This window comes from Actinotalea ferrariae, from assembly GCF_019733465.1.
Classification (GTDB): domain Bacteria; phylum Actinomycetota; class Actinomycetes; order Actinomycetales; family Cellulomonadaceae; genus Actinotalea; species Actinotalea ferrariae_A.
Window position 1 is genome coordinate 1 of the sequence record NZ_JACVQL010000133.1, and the last position, 11,556, is coordinate 11,556.

Annotated in this window: 10 protein-coding genes and 1 pseudogene; 5 read left to right on the top strand and 6 right to left on the bottom strand. The window is 72.0% G+C overall.

Annotated elements, in window-relative coordinates:
- Positions 1 to 1,856 precede the first annotated feature (1,856 nt).
- From rsmG to rpmH, 6 genes are all read right to left on the bottom strand, one after another.
- Positions 1,857 to 2,513, bottom strand: a complete 657-nt coding sequence (gene rsmG / locus ICW40_RS11350; protein ID WP_221653998.1) for a 16S rRNA (guanine(527)-N(7))-methyltransferase RsmG — start codon at positions 2,511 to 2,513, stop codon at positions 1,857 to 1,859.
- Between the two features lie 170 nt (positions 2,514 to 2,683).
- The gene (locus tag ICW40_RS11355) at positions 2,684 to 3,205 is read right to left on the bottom strand and encodes a Jag family protein (protein WP_221654000.1); all 522 of its coding nucleotides are present in this window, start codon (positions 3,203 to 3,205) and stop codon (positions 2,684 to 2,686) included.
- 55 nt (positions 3,206 to 3,260) lie between these two features.
- On the bottom strand, positions 3,261 to 4,496 hold the full coding sequence (gene yidC, locus ICW40_RS11360) for a membrane protein insertase YidC (protein ID WP_221654002.1): 1,236 nt from the start codon (positions 4,494 to 4,496) through the stop codon (positions 3,261 to 3,263).
- Positions 4,493 to 4,810, bottom strand: coding sequence for a membrane protein insertion efficiency factor YidD (gene yidD, locus ICW40_RS11365; protein WP_374199146.1), 318 nt, complete (start codon positions 4,808 to 4,810; stop codon positions 4,493 to 4,495). The genes yidC and yidD overlap by 4 nt, the downstream gene beginning before the upstream one ends.
- Positions 4,811 to 4,815: 5 nt before the next feature.
- Complete coding sequence (rnpA, locus tag ICW40_RS11370) at positions 4,816 to 5,178, bottom strand: ribonuclease P protein component (protein ID WP_221654011.1); 363 nt, start codon at positions 5,176 to 5,178, stop codon at positions 4,816 to 4,818.
- Between the two features lie 6 nt (positions 5,179 to 5,184).
- Positions 5,185 to 5,322, bottom strand: a complete 138-nt coding sequence (gene rpmH / locus ICW40_RS11375; protein ID WP_010849920.1) for a 50S ribosomal protein L34 — start codon at positions 5,320 to 5,322, stop codon at positions 5,185 to 5,187.
- A 420-nt stretch (positions 5,323 to 5,742) separates the two neighbouring features.
- Between rpmH and dnaA the strand changes: the two genes are divergently transcribed.
- From dnaA to ICW40_RS20985, 5 genes and pseudogenes are all read left to right on the top strand, one after another.
- Positions 5,743 to 7,260, top strand: coding sequence for a chromosomal replication initiator protein DnaA (gene dnaA, locus ICW40_RS11380; protein WP_308121757.1), 1,518 nt, complete (start codon positions 5,743 to 5,745; stop codon positions 7,258 to 7,260).
- 667 nt (positions 7,261 to 7,927) lie between these two features.
- Positions 7,928 to 9,058, top strand: a complete 1,131-nt coding sequence (dnaN, locus tag ICW40_RS11385; RefSeq protein WP_221654015.1) for a DNA polymerase III subunit beta — start codon at positions 7,928 to 7,930, stop codon at positions 9,056 to 9,058.
- Positions 9,059 to 9,090: 32 nt separating this feature from the next.
- Positions 9,091 to 9,996, top strand: coding sequence for a phosphogluconate dehydrogenase (NAD(+)-dependent, decarboxylating) (gnd, locus tag ICW40_RS11390; RefSeq protein WP_221654021.1), 906 nt, complete (start codon positions 9,091 to 9,093; stop codon positions 9,994 to 9,996).
- Positions 9,997 to 10,080: 84 nt separating this feature from the next.
- Positions 10,081 to 11,382, top strand: coding sequence for a DNA replication/repair protein RecF (gene recF / locus ICW40_RS11395; RefSeq protein ID WP_221654017.1), 1,302 nt, complete (start codon positions 10,081 to 10,083; stop codon positions 11,380 to 11,382).
- Positions 11,372 to 11,556: pseudogene (locus ICW40_RS20985) on the top strand (hypothetical protein); the annotation flags it as partial. The gene recF and the pseudogene ICW40_RS20985, both read left to right, overlap by 11 nt.

Below are 11,556 nucleotides of genomic sequence, written 5' to 3' on the forward strand. Positions count from 1 at the left end.
CCCCGCCCGCCCAGCTCCCCGCCCGCCCAGCTCCCGTTAGCGCTGTTCCCCTCCACTCCCCGTTCCCCTCATGCCCTGTTCTCCTCCTGCCTCGCTCCAACGATCGTGTCGGGTCGCGCAGTGCGATCCCCGCGCTCCACGTGGACCAGCGCCGCACGGCTCCGGCGGTCTGCGGTCGTCTCTCGCCGATCGTCCGCCGCAGGCATCTCCGACACGGAGCGCGGAACGAAGGGACCAGCCGGCCCTCCGCGCAGCGCGCGCCTCCGCGCGCCGCGCGCCGTTTCACGTGGAACAGCCGGGTGGCGAGCTCGAGCTGTCGTTCCGACCGACTGTGGCGGCCCCAGCCCGCGTAGGCGCACGCCGTCCTACCCATGCTCAGCGGACGGGGACATCGCCGCCCCGCATGGGCACGCGGGCGGCGGCGACTCTGCGCGGGAAGCCCGATGCTCGCGCCGCACCTCGCCGTGTGGGCGTCGAAGAACTCCTGCTGGTGCTGGCCGGCGGCCTCCGCCTAGCGACGCGCGGGATCGATCACCCCGCGGCGTGTGATGTCCGTGACGGCCGCCAACTGTGGACCGGAAGGGTGGACTCCCTCCGCCTGCAAAGAGCGTCCAGACTTAGCCGCCGTGCACCGGTGCCAGCCGCAGACCACCACGGGTCCGGCTGAGTGGCTTTCGGTCGCTGGGTGTGGCTGGGCGGCCTTCAGTCCTGATCTGATGACGCCCTCTGTGGGCGCGAACGAGAGCATCGATCGCGATCCTTTCGGCTGCTCCGCGTTCCACGTGAAACCAAGGCAGCCCCGTCCCACACCTTGCTCCACATGCAACCCGGACCTCGAGGGCACACGGGGCGGTTGGACCAGCGGACGCGATCGTTGGCCGACCCGCAACCCGAGCTGGTCACCGACCTGGGAGCCCGGACCGTGACCTGGGCGGTCGGCTTGGCCTTGACGGGGGCGACGGTCGCCGGCGTGCCTGAGCGACGCGACTGATCGGGCGATGCGGTCCCGTCACGCGATGCAGTCCCGTCAGCGGCTCGGGGAAGAGGCGTCGTGCGACCCGGTCTTCATCGCACTCAGCGCTCGGCGTCAGGGCGGACCGTGTGTTCCACGTGGAACAACGCCAGAACCACCCATGGCTCGGTGGCCGCCCGGTCTGACGCTGAAGTGGCCTGCGTGCAGGCGAAGCCAGTGCGTATCCATGCCCATCGAAGCCGCGCCCCGAGTGGCACGAGAGTGCCGCCGGACGAGGACCACGTTTCACGTGGAACCTTGCCAGAATCTCACCCCACGGAATCGCCCACGCCTGGCCCTGGCTGGATCGCCCAGTTCTGACGCCTGGCGCGTGCCGCCTCGACGTTCAGGCGGACCCGCCTCACCGCATCCCTTCCCCTCAGAACAATGCGGCAGCACGAAGGCGTGCCTCGAATGTAGACGCCGTTTCAGGTGGAACGGCACATCCGCACCTCGACTGGGCCGCAGGGCCTAGCCAGAGCGGGGCGCGTCTGCGTGCACGCGGACGCCGCCTCTCGCGTCTCCGTCTTGGGTGCCGGCGCTGTCTCACGTCGTGCCGTCGGACGCAGACCGATGTTTCACGTGGAACGTGGGGGGTGCCCCGCGGCAAAGCATCGGGCTGCCTGGACTTCAGATATCGGGCGGCCTGCTTCACATGGGCGCCGACTAGGTGCTCACCGCACCTCGTTCGTCCGGCGCACGCGGCTCTGACCGTCGCTAGCCGGACCTCACGTCCCGGGCGCTCGGTTGCATGTTCCCCGGAATGTCAGGCGTCGAGGGCCACGCGATCCTCCGCGACTCACGGACGTCAGGCGTCAGGGAACCAGGGGGCCTTGCTGCGTCCTCAACGACGCTTCGGGCGTCGGGCTCGCGCGGCGCTCGGAGCGCTGAGCGACTCTCGCACCACACGGACGACTCGAGTGGTGTCGCCACCGGCGGTGACGTCGAGGACCTCCCGATCGCCCCCGCCCCACGCGTCGATGACGTCTCGTGCGGCGGCCAGCTCCTCGTCGGCCTGCTGGCCCTTCATCGCCAGCAGCGCGCCACCGGCCCGCAGCAGCGGCAGGGTCCACCCCGCGAGGCGGTCCATCGGTGCGACCGCGCGCGCCGTGACCGCCTCGACGGCGAGCCGACCGTGCAGCTCCTCGGCACGACCGCGGCGGACCTCGGTCGACGTGAGGCCGAGCTCGGCGACCACCTCGGTGAGCCACGCGACGCGACGCTCCATCGGCTCCAGCAGGATCACGTGCAGGTCCGGGCGCAGCGCGGCCAGCACGACCCCGGGGAGCCCGGCGCCGCTACCCACGTCGACGAGGGTGCCGGCCGCGGGCAGCAGCGTCGCCACGGCCGCCGAGTTCAGCAGGTGGCGTTCCCAGAGGCGCGGCACCTCCCGCGGCCCGATGAGGCCGCGCGTGATCCCCTGCTCGGCGAGCATGTCGTGGAACCGCTCGACCGCGGGCCGGCCGGCACCCAGCGCAGCGTCGAGCACCGCAGGGTCCATGACGGATCCGTCATCGACCGACCCAGGCCCGGGCCTGGGCGCGAACCCGTGCGCTCGGCCGTCCGACGACGCTCCGCCGTCCGTCTGCTGCTCATCGTCCGGCATCGACGCTCCCGAGGGCCGGCGCCACACGCCTGGCCGGCAGTGCCGGTTCCACGTGAAACACGCGCTCAGGCCTGCCGGACCACCACGTACCGCGACGGCTCGACGCCCTCGCTGTCGCTCGCGAGGCCGGCCTCGGCGACGACGTCGTGCACGACCTTGCGCTCGAAGGGGTTCATCGGCTCGAGGGCGACCGGCTGACCCGACCTGCGCACCTCGGCGATCGCCGCACGAGCGACCTCGGCGAGCTCGGCACGACGGCCCGCGCGGAACCCGGCGATGTCGAGCATCAGCCGGCTGCGCTCGCCGGTCTTCGTCTGCACGGCCAGGCGCGTGAGCTCCTGGAGCGCGTCGAGGACCTCGCCGTCCGTGCCCACGAGCTTGCGCAGCGCGCGCTCGGAACCGGCCTCCGCGACGATCTCAACCGCTGCGCGACCGTGGTCCACGTCGATGTCGATGTCGCCATCGAGGTCCGCGATGTCGAGGAGCTCCTCGAGGTAGTCGGCGGCGATCTCGCCCTCCTCCTCGAGACGACGGATGTCCGAGGGGGCGGAGGGCTCGACGGTCCCGGGCGCGGTGCTGTCGGTCATGGTGTCTCCAGGTGCAGGTGTGAGGGGGCGCCGGCTGCGGGCCTGCGCGGGGACGTCAGTTCTTGGGTGTGCGGGGCTTGCGAGGCTTCGTCGGGGACCCCGAGGCACCGCCAGGCGTCTTGCCCCCAGGCGCTGTGGTGCCACGTGCGCCGGTGCCGGTCCCGGTCGACGGCTTCGACCCGCTCGCGGGCTTCGACCCACCGGCCGGCTTCGACCCGCCCGAGGGCTTGGTCTCGCCCGCCGTCGACGCCTCCGTGGGCGCACCCGGACCGAGCGGCTCCGCCGGGGTCGAGCGGGAGTCGCCGGACGTGCCGCTCGTCGCGCCGCTCGCCGTCGCGGGGCGTGCGCGGTCCTTGCGCTTCGGCTGCGGCCGCTGACCGCGCGGCTTCTCCTCGATCGCGGGCTTCGGCTCCTCGAGCACGATCCCCTTCGCCGCCGCCTTGCGGGCGCGGCGCTCCTTGAGCTGCCGCTCCGCCTCGGAACCGGGCGTCGGGTTGCGCCGGATGACGTAGAACTGCTGACCCATCGACCACAGGTTCGTCGTGGTCCAGTAGATCAGCACACCGATCGGGAAGTTGACGCCCGAGACGGCGAAGATCAGCGGGAGGATGTAGAGCAGCATCTTCTGCTGCTGCGCCATGGGCCCCTGGAGGGCCGAGGCGGGCATGTTCTTCTGCGTGAGCTGACGCTGCGTGAAGAACGTCGTCGCCGACATCGCGATGATCAGGGCGACCGTGACGAGCTTGACCGCCGGGTCGTCGGAGCCGAGGAAGGTCTCCGAGATCTTCGCGCCGAACAGCGTGGCCGCGTTCGCCTGGGCGGCGAGATCCTGGGTCAGGGGGCCGATCGCGTCCCTGGTGCCGTTCGCGTAGGTGCCTGCCTCGAGCGCGGGCAGCGAGAACAGCACGCGGAAGAGCGCGAAGAAGATCGGCGACTGCGCCAGGATCGGCAGGCAGGACGCGAACGGGTTGGTCCCGTGCTTGCGGTACAGCTCCATCGTCTCGCGGCTCATGGCCTCACGGGACGCCGGGTCCGTCTTGCCCTTGTACTTCTTCTGGATCGCCTGCATCTCGGGTGCGAGCAGCTGCATGCCGCGCGACGCCTTGATCTGCCGCACGAAGAGCGGGATCAGGAGGATGCGGATGACGACCACGAGGCCCACGATCGACAGCGCCCACGCGGCGCCGGACTCGGGGTCCAGGCCGGCCGCCGTCAGGAGCGAGTGGAACTGGACCATGATCCAGGCCACGGCGACCTTGAGCGGCCAGAGGATGTTGTCGGGGAACGTCATCGGGCGGAGCTCCTCGCTCGTTCGTCATGCACGTGCCCGTCGGCACAGGTCTGGGTGGGCCGCGCGGGCGGCACGTCGTCGACGCCGCCCGGCGTCCAGGGGTGGCACCGCGCGAGGCGGCGCACCGCGAGCCAGCCACCGCGCAGGGCGCCGTGACGCTGCACGGCGAGCAGCGCGTACGCGGAGCAGGAGGGGTAGTACCGGCACGTCGGGCCGGTCATCGGCGAGATCACGAGCTGGTACGCGCGCAGCACGGCCACGAGAAGGAGCTGGGGGAGGCGGGCGACCGCGGCGAGCCGCGAGTCACCGAGCACGGTGCTCACGTGCGGCCCGTCGTCGCGGCCGCTCGGCGCGACGCGGCGGCGAGCGCCGAGCGGAACTCGGACGCGAGCGTCTCGTAGGGGACGCCGGCGGCAGGGGGGAGCGCCCGGACCACGAGGTCCGCCCCCGAGGGCAGGGACCCGCGCTGCTCGACCACCACGCCTCGCAATCTGCGTCGGACCACGTTCCGGACCACCGCACCGCCCACCGCCTTGGAGACGACGAAACCCACATGGGGATCCGTACGGTCGCCGACGAGCCGGCAGTGCACCACGAGCGTGGGCCGGCCGGCTCGAGCTCCGCGGCGGATGGTCAGGGCGAAGTCGTCCGACCTACGCATCCGCAGCGGGGCGGGGAGCACCCGAGGTCAGGCGGAGAGCTCCGCGCGGCCCTTGCGCCGGCGGGCGGCGAGGATCGCGCGGCCGGCCCGGGTGCGCATGCGCAGCCGGAAGCCGTGGGTCTTGGCCCGACGCCGGTTGTTCGGCTGGAAGGTGCGCTTCGACACGTCGTACTCCACAAGGTTGGATCAGGGCACCGCCGGGACGGCGGACAGTCATGAGCTCCTCCGGCACCACCGGGCACTCGTCGCGGCACCCTTGCGGGTCACGCGGGCACGCTGGTAGGAGCCGAGAGAAACGGCTTGGCCACGGTACGCGGCCCGCGGCGGAGGGTCAAACCTGGGCGGCGTACTCGACGTGCGTGGGCGAATCCGCCAGGATGCACCCGAACGGCCGATGTCGTCGTCCCGACACACCGGGCACGATCTTGACGCGCCGGACCCGAGGTCGAGGGGGACCACGGTCCGATGCGCCTCTCCCGTACCCCCGGCGTCGGCCCACAGGTTGTGGACAACTGTGTGGATCAAGGCCCGGCATGCGAGACTTCCGGGCGGATCAGGGCCAACAGCAGCATCGGGAGCGATCACGTGCCACCACAGGACGACCCGATCGCGCAGGTCTGGGACCGCGCCGTCGGCCGGATCGCCAACGACCCGTCGACGAGCGCCCAGCAGCTCGCCTTCATCCGTCTGGCGCGTCCGCTCGGCCTGCTCGACGGCACGGCGCTGCTCGCGGTCGGCAACGAGTTCACCAAGGACTACCTCGAGTCGCGCGTGCGCACGGAGCTCAACGCCGCGCTGAGCGAGGTGCTCGGGATGGACGCGCGGTTCGCCGTGACCGTGGACCCGTCGCTCGACACGGACACCCCCCGGGCCGCCCCGTCCCACGACCACAGCCGCGACCACCTGCTGGAGCGCGACGGGCATGGTGAGGACCGGCGGACCGCCGACGACGACCTCGCGAGCGACGAGCACGACCGGTTCCGCTCCGGCGATCACGACCGGCCACAGCTCACGTACGACGAGCGCTCCCAGGGTCGCTCCGCCCAGCCGTCACGACCGAGCGCGGAGCCGGCACGGCTCAACCCGAAGTACCTCTTCGAGACCTTCGTCATCGGCGCGTCCAACCGGTTCGCCCACGCCGCCGCCGTCGCGGTGGCCGAGGCGCCTGCCAAGGCCTACAATCCGCTCTTCATCTACGGGGACTCCGGCCTCGGCAAGACGCACCTGCTGCACGCGATCGGCCACTACGCCTTCTCGCTCTACCCCGGCGTGCGCGTGCGCTACGTGAACTCCGAGGAGTTCACCAACGACTTCATCAACTCCATCGGAGAGGGGAAGGCCGGCGCCTTCCAGCGCCGCTACCGGGAGGTGGACGTCCTCCTCGTCGACGACATCCAGTTCCTGCAGGGCAAGGAGCAGACGATGGAGGAGTTCTTCCACACGTTCAACACGCTCCACAACGCCAACAAGCAGGTCGTCATCACGTCCGACCTGCCGCCCAAGCAGCTCAACGGCTTCGAGGACCGCATGCGGTCGCGGTTCGAGTGGGGCCTCATCACCGACGTCCAGCCGCCGGACCTCGAGACCCGCATCGCGATCCTCCGCAAGAAGGCGGGCAACGAGCGTCTCCAGGCGCCCGACGACGTCCTCTCCTACATCGCGTCGAAGATCTCGACCAACATCCGCGAGCTCGAGGGCGCGCTCATCCGCGTCACGGCCTTCGCGAACCTCAACCGGCAGCAGGTGGACCTGGCCCTCGCGGAGATCGTCCTCAAGGACCTCATCACCGACGAGGACACGGCCGAGATCACGGCGGCCGCGATCATCGCCCAGACGGCGAACTACTTCGGCCTGACGATCGACGACCTGTGCGGCTCGTCCCGCTCGCGCGTGCTCGTCACCGCCCGCCAGATCGCCATGTACCTGTGCCGCGAGCTCACCGACATGAGCCTGCCGAAGATCGGGCAGCAGTTCGGCGGGCGCGACCACACCACGGTGATGCACGCCAACCGCAAGATCCGCGAGCTCATGGCCGAGCGACGCTCGATCTACAACCAGGTCACCGAGCTCACCAACCGGATCAAGCAGCAGCACCGCGGCTGATCCGCACCGCGAGCCGGCGGTCCCGTGCTCCGACCTATCCGCGCCGCCGTCCGGCCGGTCCACGCCGCCGATCCGCACCCCCGCCGGGTGTCCGGATCGTGTGGTTATCCACCCGTAGGACGACTGTTCACATCTGTGGACATCTCTGTGGACGCCCGTGGACGACACGCATGGCGCGTGTGGACGCGGGGCGACGTCGTCGTGGACGGCGGGTGGACGCAGCATGGCCGTCCACCGACGTGCGACGTCGTCGACAGCGGCGTCGACAGCGGCTCCACAGGCACCGTCCGGCCGTGACCAGGGCAGACGGCCGTCGTCCACAGTGTCCACACCACCGATGATGACGACGAGATCTCTCTCATCCAGGGATCCACAGCGCCTTCATGGGGAGTCCGGGTGCGGCCGGCCCGCCCCACGGGAGCGACGTCGAGAACCACACGACCGGATCACACGTGTGGTGTTCCCGTCTGCGCCGACTCGCGTACTGTTCGGTCAGATCCGTGCCTGAGGACCGCCGTCGTGCCCCCAGGTGGAGGACCGTGACGACGTCGCCCTACCGAGCGGCACGCCAGCGGCCACCACGACCGTCCTCGGCACAGCGGCAGAACGGCACACGACTGCACGCGGCCCCGACGTACCGGGGCCCGGCGCGCGAAAGGGATGAGCGATGAGGTTCAGGGTCGACCGTGACGTCCTCGCCGAGGCGGTCACCTGGACCGCACGGTCGCTGCCGACGCGTCCGCCCGTGCCCGTCCTGGCCGGTGTCCGGCTCGAAGCCGACGCGAGCGGCGTCGTGCAGCTCTCGAGCTTCGACTACGAGGTCTCGGCCCGCTCCGAGATCGCGGCGGACGTCAGCGAGCCCGGCACCGTCCTCGTCTCCGGGCGGCTGCTCGCGGAGATCTCCCGCGCCCTGCCGGCGAAGCCGGTCGACGTCGTCCTCGACGGCACGAAGGTCACGGTGACGTGCGGCGCGAGCCGGTTCACGCTCCTGACCATGCCGGTCGAGGACTACCCCGCCCTCCCGGCGATGCCGGGCGTGGTCGGCACCATCTCCGGCAACGAGCTGGTCGAGGCCGTGGGCCAGGTGACCGTCGCGGCGAGCCGTGACGACACGTTGCCGCTGCTCACGGGCGTCCGGGTCGAGATCGAGGGCGAGACCATCACGCTCCTCGCCACGGACCGCTACCGCCTCGCCCTGCGCACGGTCGGCTGGACCCCTGCGGACCCGGCCCACTCCTCGGTCGCGCTCGTCCGCGCCCGGACGCTGTCCGACGCCGCGAAGTCGCTCGGCAGCAGCGACCAGGTGACCGTCGCACTGTCGACGGGGTCGGGCGTCGACCTCATCGGCTTCGAGGCGGGCGGGCGTCACACGACCTCGCTGCTCGTGGACGGCGACTACCCCGCGGTCCGCCGCCTCTTCGCCGCGGAGAAGCCGATCCACGCGGTCGTCTCGACGCAGGCGCTGACCGAGGCCGCCCGTCGCGTGTCCCTCGTGGCCGAGCGCAACACGCCGATCCGGCTCGCGTTCTCCGAGGGCCAGGTGGTGCTCGACGCCGGCCAGGGTGATGATGCTCAGGCATCCGAGGCTCTCGAGGCCGCCCTCGTCGGCGAGGAGATCACCGTGGCGTTCAACCCGCAGTTCCTGCTCGACGGGCTGGGTGCGCTGAGCACCGAGTTCGTCCGGCTCGCGTTCACGCACCCGAACAAGCCGGTCGAGTTCACCGGTCAGCGCAGCCTCGACGGCGAGGACGACACGAGCTACCGGTACCTGCTCGTCCCGATCCGCTTCGCGAGCTGACGATGACCGGGACGGCGGCGGAGGGATCGGTCGTGCACATCGGCCTCGTCGGGCTGGGCAAGATGGGCGCGAACATGCGCCAGCGCCTGCGCGACAAGGGGCTCCAGGTCACGGGCTACGACCGCAACCCGGACGTGTCCGACGTCGCCGACCTGCCGGCGCTCGTCGCGGCCCTGCCGCAGGAGCGACGCGTCGTGTGGGTGATGGTGCCCTCCGGTGCGCCCACCCGCAGCGTCGTCGACGAGCTCGCCACGCTGCTGACCAGCGGCGACGTCATCATCGAGGGCGGCAACTCGTACTACAAGGACGACATCGCGAACGCGGCCCGGCTCGAGGAGTCCGGCATCCGCTACGTCGACGTCGGCGTCTCGGGCGGCGTCTGGGGCCTGGCGAACGGCTACGGCCTCATGGCCGGCGGCGCGCCGGAGGACGTCGAGGCGCTCATGCCCGTCTTCGACGCGCTGCGCCCCGACGGCCCGCGCGAGGAGGGGTTCGTGCACGCCGGCTCGGTCGGCGCCGGGCACTTCGCCAAGATGGTGCACAACGGCATCGAGTACGGCGTCATGCAGGCGTACGCCGAGGGCTACGAGCTGCTCGCCGCCCAGGACGTCGTGACCGACGTCGTGGGCACGATGCGAGCGTGGAAGCGCGGCACGGTCGTGCGGTCCTGGCTGCTCGACCTCCTCGTCGCCGCGCTCGAGAAGGACCCCGGCCTCAGCGAGATCGACGACTACGTCGAGGACTCGGGCGAGGGCCGGTGGACCGTGGACGAGGCGATCGACCAGGCCGTGCCCCTGCCCGTGATCTCGGCCGCGCTGTTCGCGCGGTTCGCCTCGCGCCAGGAGCCGTCCCCGGCGATGAAGGCCGTCGCCGCGCTGCGGCAGCAGTTCGGCGGGCACGCGGTCCGCCAGGCGGTCCCGCCCTCCGAGCCGGTCTGACCGCTCGCCCCGCCTGACGCCTCGTGCGATCCCGCACCCCGATCCCCCGACCGCGGGTGACCTGTCCGAGCCGGAGTCGATGACGTGCACGTGAGCCGCCTGTCGCTGACCGACTTCCGGTCGTACGAGCAGGTCGACCTTGAGCTCGAGCCCGGCGTGACCGCGCTGGTCGGCCCGAACGGCCAGGGCAAGACGAATCTCGTCGAGGCGATCGGCTACGTCGCGACCCTCGGCTCGCACCGCGTGGCGACCGACGCTGCTCTGATCCGGGCCGGCGCCCCACGCGCCGTCGTGCGGCTGCGCGCCGTGCGCGGGGACCGGCAGAGCCTCGTCGAGCTCGAGATCAACCCGGGGCGCGCCAACCGGGCGCAGCTCAACCGCGCGCCGGTCCGCCGCGCGCGCGACGTGCTCGGCGTGCTGCGCACGGTGCTCTTCGCACCCGAGGACCTGGCCCTCGTCAAGGGCGACCCCGACGGCCGTCGGCGGTTCCTCGACGAGCTCATGGTCCAGGTCTCACCGCGGATGGCCGGCGTCCAGGCGGACTACGACCGGGTGCTGCGACAGCGCGGCGCGCTGCTCAAGACGGCGGGCGCCGCCCGGCGCGGTCGTCGGTACCGCGCGTCCGGTGCGGCCGAGGCCGACGGCGACGGGGGCGGCGACCTGCGCACGCTCGACGTGTGGGACAGCAAGCTCGCGCAGATCGGCGCCCAGCTCCTCGCGCAGCGGGTCCGCCTCGTCGAGCAGCTGCGCCCGCACGTCGCGGCGGCGTACGACCAGGTCAGCGCCGGGCAGGGCGAGGCGGTCCTCGGCTACCGCTCCTCGCTCCTGCAGACCGCGCCCGACGACGACCTCGGCCGGCCGGGCACGTCCCGCGCGGCCGCCGGCGGACCCCCCGGGAACCTGGCGACCGTGGCTGCCGTGCCGCACCTCGACGCCGGGCCCGACCTGCTCGAGGCGCAGCTGCTCGAGGCGATGAGCCGCATGCGCGGCCAGGAGATCGACCGCGGGGTCAACCTCGTCGGTCCTCACCGCGACGACCTCGTCCTGACCCTCGGCGGCCTGCCGGCCAAGGGGTACGCGAGCCACGGCGAGTCGTGGTCCTTCGCGCTCGCCCTGCGGCTCGCGTCCTTCGAGCTGCTCACCCACGGGTCGCCCGACGACGACCTCGCCCCCGGCATCTCCGGCTGGGGCGAGGGCGCCGAGCCCGTGCTCATCCTCGACGACGTCTTCGCCGAGCTCGACGCCCGTCGCCGCGACCGTCTCGCCGGGCTGGTGGCGCGCGCGGAGCAGGTGATCGTGACGGCGGCCGTCGCCGAGGACGTCCCGGAGCAGCTGGAGGGCGCGCGGGTCGACGTCATGGCCGGTCAGGTGACCCGTGTCCGATGACGAGCAGGTCCCCCCGGCGACCGGCGCCGACGACGGCCCGACCGTCGAGCCCGGCCGACCGATCGCGGAGGCGCTCGGCCTGACGCCGCCGTCGGAGGTCGCGCGTGCCGCGCTCAACCGGGCGAAGGCGGCGGCCGCCGCGCGTGGTGCGCGCCCCGGCCAGCCGGGCCGGAC